We start from the raw sequence: 14,201 nt of genomic DNA, 5'->3' as shown, positions 1-14,201 counted from the left end.
AGAGAGTTATTGCGTAAGTCCGATAAATATCAAAATCATGGGAATGTTAATTCAGTGCGAACAACTCCAGCACGTTCATGACGGGCTAGCAGTTTAACTGTGCTACCTTGGGGCACACGCACCACCCATTCCACCTTTGCCCGATCCTTGGTAGGATCGCTGTGCCGTCTAATGGGAGTTGAAGGCTTGTAGGCTCGTCCCTCTAATTGACCTAACTCTTCACGGGGTTTACCCGTTACTAAAGTTCCCCCAGGAGGCAGTTCAATTTCACAGATACAGCCCCGCACCAGCTTTTTTTCTAAGGCTTTTTGGGTGACATTGGTGGGCAACCAGCCTGTGTTATGCACAACCAATCGTACCTGATAAGTATCATCACCCAATTTGTGGACACTGGCTTCGTAAATCTCTAAACGAGGAGATATTAACAAGTGCCAAACTAGCCATTCTGGGAAAAGGGCTATTTCTTTCTCCAAAAACTCAGGGGGTGGATTTGTCCAAGCGTACATGGTATCCCAGCCGCCTAGTTCAATCTGACCGAGTTGGGGATGCTGGAAGGGATACCAATCTACATAGCCCTTACCTGCAAGTTTTTCATCGTTCCAGTGCAGCATCTTCAAGTCATCTTCTACAGGGTGTTCTCGCTGCCAATCGATGTATTTATAATCATTAATTCCAGCTTGGCGTTGCGGACTCCAGACTTCTACTGTCCAGGCAAATAGACCTTGATATTCATAAGCCCAGTCGTCAAATGTACCTGTAATTACGTCTTTGGGGTCATAGCGAAAATCATGAAAGGCTGAGATAGCTGGATATTGGGTGAGTTCAGTACCCTTAGCGCCAATACGTTGATAGGTGCGGAGGTCATTAACGGGGAATTCATCGTCGCTGAGGTGGGTGTAGGGACGGATGAAAACACCGCTAAAGGTATGAAAGGCGATCGCTCCTGTAATATTAGGATGTGTAGTGATAAATTGAACTAGCGATCGCACTTCTGTTTCAGATGTAGGATAGGGGCCAGACCCAAATTGCTCAGATTCTTGCCGCCACAAAAATGGAAAATTCCGGTTTAAATCTAGCCCTTCTTTAGAACGCTGAATTTTTATCTGAACTCCGTCGTAATTTTTGATATTTCCTTCTGGTAGTACGCGATAATACTGACCACCTGTTTCTGTGGGTTCGCGTCGCACCAGCAGGCGAGGTTCAGTTGGACAAACTTTCCAAGCCCCATTATCATCAGAGATTCGCATCAGTAAAATCCGACCATCGCCATCGATATCTTCCATCACTAACCCGTCGTTGCCTTCCTCATCATGGGGATAGGGACGAGTACCAGAGCGAATAAATTTTGGTTTGTCAGCCAATGCCAATTCAGCACCATCAGGATTAACACGGGGGCAAATGTAAAAGGTGCGAGTGTCCAAACAACGGGTAATTTCTGGGTGAGTACCGTAAGCTGTAACTAACGTTTGCAAAAGATATAGACAAACACTTGACGGTGCTAATTCAGTGGCGTGGATGTTGCCATCAACCCAGAGGGCAGGTTTTTCTTGATGTGCGCCAGTGGCAAAGTTGGTAACTGTTAATAGCCAGATGTCACGTCCTTCGTAACTCTTGCCAATACTTTCTATGCGTACTAGTTGGGGAAATTCTTCAGCATAACTGTGCAGAATACGTGTTAAGTCTTCATAACGATAGTATTTATCAAACCGAACATCTGGCATAATAAACCCCTGAATACGAATTATTTTAAACCTATTGCCGTTTTAATTCTTGTATCAATAACTGACAGCGCTTACTAGCTTCTCTAGCTTGTTGTCTGAAGTGTTTAGCTTGTTCTCGATCTGTCAAACACACTTCAGTTGCTTTTTTACTAAATTTTACAGCTTGGCTACTGAGTTCTTTGATCCGAGTTTTTAATTCTTCAATTGTTTTCATTATCTACTCCAATTCTGAGATGATGATTTCTAAATTTTCGACTTCTTCATAAAGTCTATCTGCTCGACTAGCCAACAAACTAGCATCGTCAAAATCATTGTTCTCTATTGCTCTATCATGAGCTTCATATAACTCTTCAATAATCTTATGTAGTTCTGCGTAAGAGGATGTTTTAAAAGTCATTTGCTCGGTAGCAAAACGTTTTAGATCCCCCTAAATCCCCCTTAAAAAGGGGGACTTTTAGAGACTTTGCCCCCCTCTTTTTAAGGGGGGTTGGGGGGATCAATAAGTGCCTAAAATTACAGCCACCCACTTTTAAAACATCCTCTAAGCTTTAAGTAATGTATTTCTTGTTTCTGATTTCATATTTATTTTTAATCTTCACTCCTAGCATAAACTTTCAGACCACAGCGAATTCATACAATTTTTGTATTTTTTGTATGTAATTAGACGATTTTACTGAGGTTATTGAGCTTTTTAGAGAGGTGAAGCTAAAAATAAGTATCTAGCTAATTTTATGGCTGAAATAGAAGTTTCAAAGGATTAATTAGGTTTACCTGTAATTGTAAAGGCTGCCCAGTAGTAAGGATGGTTATAAAGAATTTTATCTGATGCCATTTTACTATTTCTATATAGTTGTGTTGCTAAATAAGTTTGAATTCTTACTTCCTCTGGATGCAGATTATTTAAGATATCTTCATACCATTTTGTCAGTTCTCCAGCAGTTAGTTCTTTCAGCCATTGTGTTGCTTCAGCTAAAGCAGTAACGGCTGATTTATTTGGCTGTAATCGTCGGTAAAACTCGATCATTACCAAAGCACTAGCCGAAGATTCTACACTCCAGAGAGTACTCACTACATGAGGTACGCCCTGACTGACAAAACCACTCGCTAAACTCACGTATTCGCTACTGGTGTAGTTGTTAGCAATTAAATTTTCACAGGCAGAGAGGGTAATAAGGTTGTAACTTGTGAGATTTTGTTGGTAGATTTCATCTAGTGTAAGTCTATCTTCACCTGCTAATGCTAATTCTGATTTTTTAGGTTCAACTAAATTATTAGTGACATGACCCGTAAAATGTAAGATGTTGTAATTCTCAGATAAAGCATTTACAACAAGGCTTTTTGTAGCTTCTGCTCCCTGGATTCGTTGGATATTATTGAACATCTGACTAACAATTTCAGATTCCAGTTTGGCAAATTTAAGCGGCGGATAAGCTGTACTCTCAGGATGTTCAACACTGAGCAATAACTTATTTTGCCACTGCCAAATATCCTCAGTTCTGATTGATAAACCTATTTGGGCATTAGGTAAATAAGTGACGGTGAAATTTGATTCCACATTCGGTAATTCTTCGCTATTTTCAGAAGAGAGATGGAAAAGTGTATGAATGGGCAATCTGTATAAGTCACGGTGAGGAATTAAAACCAGTTGGGTGATGCCTTCGAGTTCCTGGGCAATTGTGGAAATATTCAGGATTTCATACAGTTGCAACAGCTTTTCTTCCATCTCAACTCGCCAAGGATGGTGACTTTTACTTTCTTTATCTTGGGCTATACTGCGATATTCTTGGTATTTTTGATGCCAATCTTCTAACCAAGTTTCAAATTCAATTAGGCGTTGTACTGCTTCGGGTAGGGGCAATTCATTTAGACGAATAGCATCTTCTCCTAAAGATACCCCCCCAACATCTTGCATCGGTGTAAAGAGCAGAATCGGTGATGGTGCTTGATCTTTGAGGATAAAAGTCTGTAGAGCAACTGGACTAATATGCCAGTAAATAATTGCTGTTGTGGGATTAAATAGTTGTTGAATTGCATCATAATAAGGCGAATAAATATGATCATTCCAGCCATAAAGTAGCCAGTTTAAACAAGTATTTTTGCCTTGTTCGGCAATTTCCCAAGCTTCTACTAGATCACCAGACTCGACGGCTAAATCTACTGCCAATTGATCGAAGCCTGCAAATTTCAAAGCTAGTTGTTTTTTACTTTCATCTGAGCGAGTTTCTTCACTCAGTAATTGTCGCAATAAATCTGTACCGCGTTGCAGTAATTCTGGAATTTGTGTCGTTTGTCCCAAACCCATCAGCACTTTGCTTAGAGATTGCAAAACCTCTAAGTGCAACTGGGGAAAATATTCTAGTGTGAGGGTTAATAGCGCCTGATGGTACTCAGACGCGGCTTTGCGCCAATAATCGCGGGGATTGGGGTGTTTTTTGCCTTGGTCGTAATAAGTATTAGCGATCGCAAAATGCAATCTACCCCAACCTTCTGGATGGGTATCTGTCCGCAGATGCTTTAAACCTTCCTCGTAGCTGGCTAATTTTCCTTCGTAGCCGCCCTGTAGTAAGGCGGGATTGGTCGCTGTGATACTACTCGATAAATTCCGCAATTCGTCAGAGTTTACTAAATTACCGATCGCAGTTCCCCGACCAATCCAAGCTTCCCAATAATCTTGTTTAATTTGCAAAGCGTTGTCATAACAAGCGATCGCTTCGGCAAATTGTTCTAAATAAAACAATGCTACTGCCTGATTATACCAAGCTAGGTGGAAGTCGGGTTTAATGGCGATCGCTTGCCGATAGGAGGCGATCGCTTCTTCTCTACGTCCTAAGTTGTCTAATGCTATACCCCGGTTGTACCAAGCTAAGTAGAAATCAGCTTGAACTGACAGGGCTTTATCCCAGGAGGCGATCGCTTCTGACCATCTTCCCAAATTAAACAGCACTACACCCCTGTCTATCCAAACTTCGTGGTACTCTGGGTTAATTTCTATAGCTCTGTCGTAAGATATAATCGCCTCGGCAAATTGTTCGCTGACAGCTAGGGCGATGCCTCGGTGATACCAGTTTTCCTGGTCTTCTGGTTCCAGATTCAGGGCTTGGTCATAACTAGCAATAGCTTCTGGTAGCCAACCTAATTTCAGCAGTGCCAAACCCTTGCTAGCCCAAGCTTCTTGGTAGTCTGGCTTAATTTCTATAGCTTTATCAAAAGAAGCGATCGCTTCTTCAAAATACCCTAATTCTCCGAGAGTTCCACCCCGGTTGTACCAAGCTTTGTAGAAGTCTGGTTTCAATTCTATGGCTGTTTCATAAGACGCTATCGCTTCTTCAAAACGCTCTAAATGGAACAGCGTTAAGCCTCGGTTAAACCAATATTCTGAAAATTCGGGCTGCATTGCAATGGCTTGGTCATAGGATGCGATCGCGCCTAACAAATCACCTGTTTTCGCTTGGCTTAGACCTTGGTAAAACCACCCTTGAGCATGGGTAATCGGATTATCGCCATGTCGCTCAATACTAGCAGAGGAATTGCTACTTTGAACTGCCAAATCCGAAGCAAGTTGCTGGACTAAATTGGTACTTTGATCCAACCTTACCCACAACTCATCTAAGGTATTAGCTACATTTGGCTCTAAATTCGTCAAAGTATTATCCCAGGTTTCCACCGAGGAAGACGTTGCTAATTCAGTCTTTTGCCTAGTGGAAAGGAGATTTGCTGGTGTTGTAATTTGAACAACTTCTTCATCGCCGAACCTCAGTTGGGCTAAGGAAGTGATTGAATCTTCCAGTGGGGGGAGAGGAACGTTTTCAGATATTGTGGTTTGGGCGTTTTCCCCTTCATACTCCAATACCAGTTCCTCTAAATTTTCCGGTAATCTTTCCTCAAAAGAGACATTTTGAGGTGCTGACGTGATTGGTTCAACATCTGGCACATCATATTCCCATAATTGTTCGCCTAAGCTACGGATTAGCTCTTGTCCAGGGGAACTTGGGATAATAATTTCTTCATTTGTGGTGATCTCTACAAATTCTGGCTCATCATACTCCCATAACTGTTCGCCTAAATTGCGGATTAGTTCTTGCCCAGGAGTTATTTCTACAAACTCTGGCTCATCATACTCCCATAACTGCTCGCCCAAATCGCCGATCAGTTCTTGCCCAGGAGTTATTTCTCCGTCATCTTGTGGCTGATTGTCCTGATACTCTATTTCTGTGGGTAAATTTTGCATTAGCCGAATGCCAATGTCATAAGCAACATCTCCAATTCTGCCAACACCAAGTTCCCCTAATTGCACCATCTGTGTTGCTAAAAGAGGATTTGGTGTAGGTGAAGCTAGCAAGCTTTCACCAAACATCACCAACCAATCTATCCAGCGTTCAGCTGGAATGCGATTTTCAACCCGTTGCAGATACCTCAATGCCCACTGTCGTCCTCGTGCTTGATGCACGCCTTCTAACAATTGGATAAACAATTGTTCCAGATCCGCATTGGTTAGTTCTGGTAGTATTCCCACCAGATTGCGTCCTCTCACACCCTTGAGAGAAGTAGTCTGTTTACTTGCAATGAGGCGCTTTAAAAACCTTTTAAGCGACTGCGATATCCGCCTGAGCATCTGCCACACTCTTGGATTTTGTTTTTCTAGATTGTAGCCATCGTTGTGTTAAAAAAATCATCAATTACGTAAAAATCCATTAGATTCGGACAGCGCTTCCGTAGCAGGTTAGCAAAAAATATACAAATCTTCAAGAGCATAGCATTACAACGTTACAATTCCCAGATTTAACTCTTGAGTTTTGGCCCTGACAATTTTAGATTTTAGATTTTAGATTTTAGATTCTTTATGGTTCATGCCTAACTAACATCCCGCTACGCGTTTTCAACCTTCGGAGGTTACACAAATCCAGAATCCAAAATCTTCCAGCTGCATCTGTTTATCGATGGGGTCAATCGAAAATTTAAAATCCAAAATCCAAAATCTCTTGACTCTGCCATTAATTTTCTGTTTGCTCTGTAGTCGATTCACCACCGGGATATAATTGGCTAATCAATGCCTGGACAAGCACTTGTGGGTCATCTGTTTCAACGGCAAGCTGTTGAGCAATCTGCTGGCGTAAGTTTTCATCCTCCTGTAACATCACAAACAACTCTTCTAGGGTGACAGTTTGGTATTCTCCCTCCGGGGGGTTCTCTGGCGTATCTCCTAACTCTGATACTGGGTTAGTTGGCTCAGAGGGCAAATTTATGCTAACTGTATCTGGCCCGGCATATTCCCAAATGGGTTCGCCTGGATTGCGTGTCAACAACTGCATCCCAATACTATAGGCAACATCTCCGATTTCTGGGATGTCCAATTCACCCAGTTGCACTAACCGCGCAGCCATTTCATTGTTGGGTGTAGGTGATGCAAGCAATCTGTCGCCAAAGCGCCCTAACCACTCAACCCAGTCTTCAGTTGGGATACGATGTTCAATATTATGCAGCCACTTTCGCGCCCATGCTTCGCCTCGTGCTTGATGAACTCCTTGCAACAGTTCGTTAAAGAGAAATTCCAGATCCGTATCGCTTAGGGGTGGCGCTGGTTCCTTTTCCACATTCCCCCTAGATTTGGAGGCAGTCTGTTTTCCACCAAACAAGTTCTGAAAAAGCTTTTTGAACCATTGAAATAGCCGCTTGAGCATCTGCTGCACCATCGAATATTGCTTATCCTAAGATTGTAGCGATCGCACTGGACTATGGCGTTAGTTCAGTCAATAAAACGTATAGAGGGAACTGGGGATTGGGGACTGGGGATTGTTGTGCAAATACTGTTCGGTTAAGGCAAGAGACGCAATGAATTGCCGTCAAGACAAAAAACTGATTATTGTAGAGACGGCGATTTATCGCGTCTTTGTGATGATTTATCGCGTCTTTGCGATCTAGAATTTTCATCAAAAAACCTTAACCGAACCGTATTGCCTATTGTGCTACCACCAAACACTGAGTAGATAACACCCTCTTTGTGTCTGGGTTGAGGCGAGAATAACTTAGTTGAATAAGTTGCTTTAGTTTACTAATAATCTAGAAGTATATCCCGATTGAAGTGATCTAAATAACTTTAACCTCAGTAAAAATCGGCATTATGAGTATTATCGTCTTTGGCAGTATAAATATAGACTTGGTAGCAACAACACCCCGATTGCCAGTCGCAGGAGAAACGTTGCTAGGAGAAGATTTTTTTAAAGTTTCGGGAGGGAAGGGAGCCAATCAAGCCGTAGCGTTAGCGAAATTGGGCATTCCTACTCAGATAGTGGGGCGTGTAGGTGCAGATGATTTTGGAACGGAACTTGTTAACAATTTGCAAGCAGCTGGTGTGCAGACTGATAACATTTTTGTGGATAAAACTGTTAGTTCTGGAGTCGCAATCATCACCGTGAGTCATACTGGTGAAAATCAAATCGTCGTTATTCCTGGTGCAAATGGGAGTGTAAATCAAGAAGATGTAGAGCGATTATCCCACCTTTTACCAACAGCTACAGCAATACTTTTACAACTAGAAATTCCGATCAATGCCGTAGTTGCTGCTGCTAAAGCTGCAAAAGGTGCAAACATAAAAGTAATTTTCGACCCAGCACCCACACAATCTAATTTACCAGATGAACTGTATCCATTAGTAGACATTATCACACCAAATGAAGTTGAAGCAGCGCAGTTGGTGGGTTTTTCTGTGGATGGAGAGGAACAAGCAGCCAAAGCAGCTGCGGTTTTGTTAGAACGGGGTGTGAAATGTGCGATCGTCAAACTGGGTTCTAAAGGTGTTTTTTGTGCCACTCCTAAAGAAAAGTTTTTTGTACCCGCGTTTTCAATTCATGCAGTAGACACAGTAGCCGCAGGTGATGCTTTCAATGGCGGTTTAGCTGCGGCACTTTTTGAAGGACTTTCTTTACATCAGGCAGTTATTTGGGGTGCAGCCGCAGGTGCTTTGACGGCGACAAAGCCAGGCGCACAAACTTCTTTACCAGATAGGTTTATATTTGATGCATTTCTTAAGGAAAGGGGATTGGGGACTAGGGACTAGGGACTGGGGACTAGGGACTGGAAAACAACTCTTACCTTAATACCCAATACCCAATCCCTATTTACCAATATCTTCATTCCAAAGTTCAGGGTTAGTTTCAATAAACTCACTCATAATTTGTTCGCATTCGTCAAGATTAAGATCAATTACTTCCACACCATGAGATACCATAAATTCTTTAGCACCAGGAAAAGTTTTGGATTCTCCAGCGATGACTTTTTTAATGCCAAATTGTACCACTGCCCCAGCGCACAGGTAACACGGCATTAAAGTTGAATAAAGTGTTGTCCCTCTATAGCTGCCAACTCTTCCAGCATTGCGGAGACAATCGATTTCGGCGTGGGTAACAGGATCGGCATCTTGCACGCGTTTATTGTGTCCTCTGCCGAGAATTTTGCCATCTTTAACGAGAACCGAACCAATAGGAATTCCACCTTCTTGTCTGCCTTGTTTTGCTTCTTGAATAGCAGCTTCCATAAACTCATCCATATAATTCTCCTTTTATGACAAAACAACTTGTATTAATGGATCATGATGGCGGTGTAGATGATTATCTAGCAACTATGCTGCTGTTGACGATGGATCATATAGAACTTCTTGGTGTTGTCGTCACTCCAGCAGATTGCTACGTTCAACCAGCTGTTAGCGCCACACGTAAAATTATAGATTTGATGGGATTTTCTCATATCCCGGTGGCAGAAAGCACTGTGCGCGGTATCAATCCATTTCCTACTCTCTATCGCCGTGATTCGTTTATCGTCGATCATCTCCCGATTCTCAATCAAAGCGAAACCATTACTACGCCTCTGGTTGCCGAAACAGGTCAGGATTTCATGATACAGGTGTTACGTGACGCATCAAGCCCCGTAACGCTGATGGTAACTGGCCCGTTGACAACGGTTGCAGTAGCTTTAGATAAAGCACCGGATATTGAAGCCAAGATTCACAAAATTGTGTGGATGGGGGGTGCGTTAAATGTTAATGGTAATGTGGAAAAAAGTTTGGAAGCAGGACAAGACGGTTCCGCCGAATGGAATGTTTATTGGGATGCGGTTTCAGCCGCGCGGGTATGGCAAACCCAAATTGAAATTATTATGTGTCCTTTGGATTTAACTAACAATGTCCCAGTCACATCGGAGTTAGTATACAAAATGGGGCGACAACGCCACTATCCCATCTCTGATCTAGCTGGACAATGTTATGCACTAGTTATCCCCCAAGATTATTATTTCTGGGATGTGTTGGCAACGGCTTATTTAGGACATCCAGAATATTATCAACTGCGCGAATGGGAAACAGAAATTATTACCACTGGTCTTAGTCAGGGGCGTACTAAAGTAGTTCCTAATGGTCGAAAAATTTATGCAATGGATCAGGTAGATAAAGAGGCTTTTTATGCTTACATCTTGCAGCAATGGGCAAGATGAATCAATTCAAAATTCAAAATTCAAAATTCAATTCAGCCACCTACAAGGGATGGGGTTTCTACCTACCTTGGAAAACAAGGATTCTTTCTCTACGAGATGCTACCGCGAACGCGCCACTTGCAGGCGTTAGCGTAGCAGGACGAAGTACGGTTTTAAACCTTCACTTTTTTCATAAAAATCTAAAAAATTAAGTGAAGTAAATACTCAAACTTTTGCCTGCACAACAAAATCTTCAACTTGTCTGATTTGATCCCAATCAATGGCGGCAACCCATAACTTCTCCTCTTCGGAAAATCGCAGCACTCCATCAACTTCCAAATCCTCACTATATAAAGACTCTTGCCTTTGACCCGATAACTATTGAAGGTTGTCTATACGATAAAATTCAGCAATTCATCCGCTCTAGTTGTAAAAGCCTCTATTACGGCATTTTCAAGGTCTGCTATTTTCACGCTATGGTTACGCTCGCATCGCCCTATGCAGACGAAACACGTGCATAGGCAATCACTTCGGGAATTTTAACAATTTTTTCCTGACTGTTCACAAGCACCAATACTTACCCAAGTACTAGATAGTTTACCATCTAGTTCGCTATACCACTCTTTTTTCCATATAGGCGCATTGTGTTTGAGCGTATCAATAGCATATTGACAAGCTTCAAACGCCTCACTGCGATGGGGACAACCTACCGCGACTAAAACGCTGATTTCTCCAACTCGCAAACGTCCAACGCGATGATGAATTGCGACTCGATTCACATCAGACATAGATAAGCGAATATCAGCAGCAATTTGATAAAATATCCGCAATGCCATCGGTTCATAAGCTTGATACTCTAGAGCAATCACAGGTTTACCATCGGTTTGATTGCGAACCATGCCACTCATCAGAACCACAGCACCATTGGCTGGATCGTCAGACTTGGTGTAAATTTCTTCAAGAGATAATGGTGCAAAGGTAATGGCAAAACTATCTTCGGCTCTTGGTTTAACAGCAGAGGCAAGTGTCGTTGTCATAACAGCTTTGATATTGTATGGGCTTTTTATATTGTCTCTGAAAAAAGCTTTGATAGTCTATGTTTAATGGCCTGCACAATCTAGACGATCGCAATCATATCTACCTTTAATCTCTTGATTGAAAAAGCTGCCAATGGAGTCAGAGGAATGTAAATCTTCCCAAGTATCCTCGTCTACGCCTAAGTATTGATAAACAGCGCCACTTTGAAACTCAACTTGCAAAATCTGTTCGTTGCGATCGTAGCCTACAGCCATAGCCATTGAGGAGACAACTGGTAGCATCAAAATTGGTTCTTCTTCAAAAGGTAATGCAGTTGTTTCGGCGTAGGCGTAGCCCGTCGTAGACATCGCTTCGTTGAGTTCTTGCAATCCTTCATAAGCCTGTATTGGCGCTGGAATTTCCAAAAACTCTAATTCGTCGCCTCGATCGAGCAACAACTGCAAATATCCATCAGAGTGAGCGATCGCTACTAAACTGCTCAAGTCTACCTTAGATAGCTTCATTTATTTTGCGCTCTCCTATTGGCGTAGTCGGGAGTGTTAAAGTTTTATACAATACTTAAGTGCTTGGATAGTACAAATATACTATCCAAGCACTCTGCTGTCAAGTTTTTTTCACCAAGCCTGTGTTATGTACTGGGCGGGTAAGATACCATAGGTGTCAACTTAAGGTTAAAACCCATTTGTCAACGATGGGTTTTGTTAGGAACGAAGTATAAAGGTGAACTTTTTTCTAACTTTTATAGGCAAGCTGGGAGTGATGCTAATAAACAAAGCATTAATAGTCCCTGAAAAAGTTCGTTTTTTGTCCCTTTCAAACCGAATTTATCAGCATAAATGCTTATTGACATAGGAAGTTTGAGCTTAACTTGACACCTATGGTAAGATACCCACCCCACAAGAGTTAATTGGATATTTTTTTGGAAGTTCCTTAGTCCGTGCGTAAGTCAATGGTATGTTTGTTTTTGCAAGCTTGTATTAATATCAAATGATCGATGGAGCTTCAAACTGAAATTGATAAAGCAATAGTAGCTGTTGATTACCAGAAACTTCAAGCTGAGTTTCAAGCACAGAATGAATTGTTGGTGATTGAGAACTTTATCCCAAACTCCATCATTGAGCATTTTTTAGCACTGTTGCCGTCTTTGCAACCTGCGATCAATCGCAACTATATTCCCAATCATAAAAAGGGCGGTAGTATCAGCCGCTATAGTTTAGATAGCCTAGCTCCAATTTTCGGAGAGTTTTATCAACTCAGTGCCTTTTTTGACTTCCTCAATCAAATTACAACAGAAAAACTCCTTCCTTGTCCTGATACCGATCCCCATACTTACGCACTGTACTATTACACTGAGCCAGGAGATCATATCCAGTATCATTACGATACCTCTTATTATCGCGGGAAACGCTATACAGTGTTGCTTGGTTTAGTTGATAATTCATCCAGTAAGTTGGAATATCAACTCTATAAGGATATTCCTGAACGAGAAACGCAAAAGCGATCGCTCTCCTTAACTCCTGGTACTCTAGTCTTATTCAATGGTGATAAACTTTACCACAGAGTTACTCCTTTGGGTGACAATGAACAGCGTATTGTCTTGACTTTGGAGTACGTCACCGACACCCGTATGGGTATGCTAAAACGTTTTGTCTCAAATATGAAAGATGCGATCGCTTATTTCGGGTTTCGCCAAGTGTTTCGCACTTCAGGTCAATAATATCTGGCTTCTACCTATATTCCCCAATCACCTCGATTTTACCCACAATGTTGCTGTTTAACTCTTCCAGTTCTTCGGCTGGAATCCACCACTCTGTATGATATGAAGCCCCGACTTGATGAACTTCATACTTATCCATGAAAATTTTTCTAACCTCAAACCGTGTCACATAACCCACGCCACTGTCCCGAATATTCCATTTAGTCGCAATTTCCTGGGCATATTGCTCGTTTGTCACTGGGTAGAAAATTGGCTGTTCAGGTAGTCTCGGCGGCCATTTGGTGTATTCGCTTTGTTTAACCAGTTCTAGCTCTTTTGGGCCTGTGGGGCGATACAGAATTATTGTTTCTTCCATGTTAAGAATTAATTAACAAATATTGTCTGGAGCAAAAAACAGTCATTATGAAATACTGGGAAAATTTTTAGATTTCCTGGTGTCATAGCTTTGTTGGTGACTTGACGATGAAGGCAATTATATTAGCTGCTGGCGTTGGACGACGCTTAGGTAAAGACGGGCAAATCCAACCCAAATGCTTACTGAAATTTAACGGCAAATCTCTATTAGAGCGCCATTTGAACTATCTCCGTCATTACCAGATTAACCAAGTGGTAATTACTGTGGGTTATCAAGCACAAAGAATTCAGGATGAAATCAAAGTATTAGGAGCCGAAAATTGGGTTAGTACAGTTTATAATCCTGATTATACTAAAGGCAGTGTAATCAGCCTTTGGACTGTACGTCAGCATTTAGCTGCTGGCGATGAGATATTATTAATGGATGCAGATGTGTTGTGCGATCGCCGCATCATCGAACGACTGGTAAAGACAAATATCCCCAATAGCTTCTTGCTGGATCGGGATTTTGAACCGGGAGATGAACCCGTAAAGCTTTGTGTTAAAAATAATTATCTAGTGGAGTTTCGCAAACAAGTAGCTCTTGGTTTGGTTTATGATTTGATTGGCGAGTCAGTGGGATTCTTTCGGTTTGGAAGTGCTGCTGCTCACCGTCTTGCTAATCGCACAGAAAAGTATGTTGCAGATGGACGAGATGATGAACCTTATGAAGAAGTAATTCGGGATCTATTGTTAGAAACTCCAGAAGAATTTGGCTATGAAGACATAACTGGATTACCTTGGCTAGAAATCGATTTTCCCCAGGATATTCAACGTGCCCAAAATGAGATTTTACCTCAGATAGAAGTCGCAGAAAATGTCTGAAAGTATCTTCATTCATAGCGGGTTTGGCTTGGAATACATTATAGTTT

The 14,201-nt window shown here is 41.9% G+C and carries 13 protein-coding genes; 4 read left to right on the top strand and 9 right to left on the bottom strand.

From position 1 onward, the window contains the following. Nucleotides 1-35: 35 nt before the first annotated feature. The 5 genes from V7L07_RS03965 to V7L07_RS03945 all read right to left on the bottom strand — a co-directional run bounded on the left by V7L07_RS03965 (nucleotide 36) and on the right by V7L07_RS03945 (nucleotide 7,411). Nucleotides 36-1,721, bottom strand: a complete 1,686-nt coding sequence (locus tag V7L07_RS03965) for a M14 family metallopeptidase (RefSeq protein WP_335055269.1) — start codon at nucleotides 1,719-1,721, stop codon at nucleotides 36-38. Nucleotides 1,722-1,752: 31 nt separating this feature from the next. Then, complete coding sequence (locus tag V7L07_RS03960; RefSeq protein WP_334980317.1) at nucleotides 1,753-1,935, bottom strand: hypothetical protein; 183 nt, start codon at nucleotides 1,933-1,935, stop codon at nucleotides 1,753-1,755. Between the two features lie 3 nt (nucleotides 1,936-1,938). Next, nucleotides 1,939-2,118, bottom strand: a complete 180-nt coding sequence (locus V7L07_RS03955; protein WP_335055267.1) for a hypothetical protein — start codon at nucleotides 2,116-2,118, stop codon at nucleotides 1,939-1,941. A 360-nt stretch (nucleotides 2,119-2,478) separates the two neighbouring features. Continuing rightward, nucleotides 2,479-6,333 (bottom strand): CHAT domain-containing protein, encoded by a 3,855-nt coding sequence (locus tag V7L07_RS03950; RefSeq protein ID WP_335055265.1) that lies wholly within the window; start codon nucleotides 6,331-6,333, stop codon nucleotides 2,479-2,481. A 379-nt stretch (nucleotides 6,334-6,712) separates the two neighbouring features. Continuing rightward, nucleotides 6,713-7,411, bottom strand: a complete 699-nt coding sequence (locus V7L07_RS03945; RefSeq protein ID WP_335055263.1) for a hypothetical protein — start codon at nucleotides 7,409-7,411, stop codon at nucleotides 6,713-6,715. Between the two features lie 428 nt (nucleotides 7,412-7,839). Here V7L07_RS03945 and rbsK point away from each other — a divergent pair, with 428 nt between their 5' ends. Then, complete coding sequence (rbsK, locus tag V7L07_RS03940; protein ID WP_335055261.1) at nucleotides 7,840-8,775, top strand: ribokinase; 936 nt, start codon at nucleotides 7,840-7,842, stop codon at nucleotides 8,773-8,775. A gap of 57 nt (nucleotides 8,776-8,832) precedes the next feature. Here the strand turns inward: rbsK and V7L07_RS03935 are convergent, their stop codons facing one another. Next, nucleotides 8,833-9,264: a nucleoside deaminase gene (locus tag V7L07_RS03935; protein ID WP_335055259.1), complete on the bottom strand. Its 432-nt coding sequence runs from the start codon at nucleotides 9,262-9,264 to the stop codon at nucleotides 8,833-8,835. A 14-nt stretch (nucleotides 9,265-9,278) separates the two neighbouring features. Here V7L07_RS03935 and V7L07_RS03930 point away from each other — a divergent pair, with 14 nt between their 5' ends. Beyond that, on the top strand, nucleotides 9,279-10,202 hold the full coding sequence (locus tag V7L07_RS03930) for a nucleoside hydrolase (protein WP_335055257.1): 924 nt from the start codon (nucleotides 9,279-9,281) through the stop codon (nucleotides 10,200-10,202). 518 nt (nucleotides 10,203-10,720) lie between these two features. Here V7L07_RS03930 and V7L07_RS03925 read toward each other — a convergent pair. Continuing rightward, the gene (locus tag V7L07_RS03925; protein WP_335055255.1) at nucleotides 10,721-11,218 is read right to left on the bottom strand and encodes a molybdenum cofactor biosynthesis protein MoaE; all 498 of its coding nucleotides are present in this window, start codon (nucleotides 11,216-11,218) and stop codon (nucleotides 10,721-10,723) included. 63 nt (nucleotides 11,219-11,281) lie between these two features. Next, entirely contained in the window at nucleotides 11,282-11,722 is a 441-nt protein-coding gene (locus V7L07_RS03920) for a KTSC domain-containing protein (protein WP_335055253.1), read from the bottom strand. Between the two features lie 491 nt (nucleotides 11,723-12,213). Here V7L07_RS03920 and V7L07_RS03915 point away from each other — a divergent pair, with 491 nt between their 5' ends. Continuing rightward, nucleotides 12,214-12,936 carry a 2OG-Fe(II) oxygenase gene (locus tag V7L07_RS03915; RefSeq protein ID WP_335055251.1) on the top strand — a complete coding sequence of 241 codons (723 nt, stop codon included), beginning with the start codon at nucleotides 12,214-12,216 and terminating at the stop codon, nucleotides 12,934-12,936. 10 nt (nucleotides 12,937-12,946) lie between these two features. Here the strand turns inward: V7L07_RS03915 and V7L07_RS03910 are convergent, their stop codons facing one another. Next, nucleotides 12,947-13,291, bottom strand: a complete 345-nt coding sequence (locus V7L07_RS03910; protein ID WP_335055249.1) for a hypothetical protein — start codon at nucleotides 13,289-13,291, stop codon at nucleotides 12,947-12,949. Between the two features lie 107 nt (nucleotides 13,292-13,398). Between V7L07_RS03910 and V7L07_RS03905 the strand changes: the two genes are divergently transcribed. Then, nucleotides 13,399-14,154 carry a phosphocholine cytidylyltransferase family protein gene (locus V7L07_RS03905; protein ID WP_335055247.1) on the top strand — a complete coding sequence of 252 codons (756 nt, stop codon included), beginning with the start codon at nucleotides 13,399-13,401 and terminating at the stop codon, nucleotides 14,152-14,154. Nucleotides 14,155-14,201: the final 47 nt, after the last annotated feature.

Source organism: Nostoc sp. (genome assembly GCF_036916985.1).
Lineage (GTDB): Bacteria > Cyanobacteriota > Cyanobacteriia > Cyanobacteriales > Nostocaceae > Nostoc.
The sequence above is the reverse complement of the archived record's forward strand: the minus strand, read 5'-3'. Positions and strand labels throughout refer to the sequence as shown.

What these genes read in the sequence shown, in the direction of transcription:
- V7L07_RS03965 (WP_335055269.1), bottom strand. Translation starts at nt 1,721, where the DNA reads ATGCCAGATGTTCGGTTTGATAAATACTATCGTTATGAAGACTTAACA.
- V7L07_RS03960 (WP_334980317.1), bottom strand. Translation starts at nt 1,935, where the DNA reads ATGAAAACAATTGAAGAATTAAAAACTCGGATCAAAGAACTCAGTAGC.
- V7L07_RS03955 (WP_335055267.1), bottom strand. Translation starts at nt 2,118, where the DNA reads ATGACTTTTAAAACATCCTCTTACGCAGAACTACATAAGATTATTGAA.
- V7L07_RS03950 (WP_335055265.1), bottom strand. Translation starts at nt 6,333, where the DNA reads ATGCTCAGGCGGATATCGCAGTCGCTTAAAAGGTTTTTAAAGCGCCTC.
- V7L07_RS03945 (WP_335055263.1), bottom strand. Translation starts at nt 7,411, where the DNA reads ATGGTGCAGCAGATGCTCAAGCGGCTATTTCAATGGTTCAAAAAGCTT.
- rbsK (WP_335055261.1), top strand. Translation starts at nt 7,840, where the DNA reads ATGAGTATTATCGTCTTTGGCAGTATAAATATAGACTTGGTAGCAACA.
- V7L07_RS03935 (WP_335055259.1), bottom strand. Translation starts at nt 9,264, where the DNA reads ATGGATGAGTTTATGGAAGCTGCTATTCAAGAAGCAAAACAAGGCAGA.
- V7L07_RS03930 (WP_335055257.1), top strand. Translation starts at nt 9,279, where the DNA reads ATGACAAAACAACTTGTATTAATGGATCATGATGGCGGTGTAGATGAT.
- V7L07_RS03925 (WP_335055255.1), bottom strand. Translation starts at nt 11,218, where the DNA reads ATGACAACGACACTTGCCTCTGCTGTTAAACCAAGAGCCGAAGATAGT.
- V7L07_RS03920 (WP_335055253.1), bottom strand. Translation starts at nt 11,722, where the DNA reads ATGAAGCTATCTAAGGTAGACTTGAGCAGTTTAGTAGCGATCGCTCAC.
- V7L07_RS03915 (WP_335055251.1), top strand. Translation starts at nt 12,214, where the DNA reads ATGGAGCTTCAAACTGAAATTGATAAAGCAATAGTAGCTGTTGATTAC.
- V7L07_RS03910 (WP_335055249.1), bottom strand. Translation starts at nt 13,291, where the DNA reads ATGGAAGAAACAATAATTCTGTATCGCCCCACAGGCCCAAAAGAGCTA.
- V7L07_RS03905 (WP_335055247.1), top strand. Translation starts at nt 13,399, where the DNA reads ATGAAGGCAATTATATTAGCTGCTGGCGTTGGACGACGCTTAGGTAAA.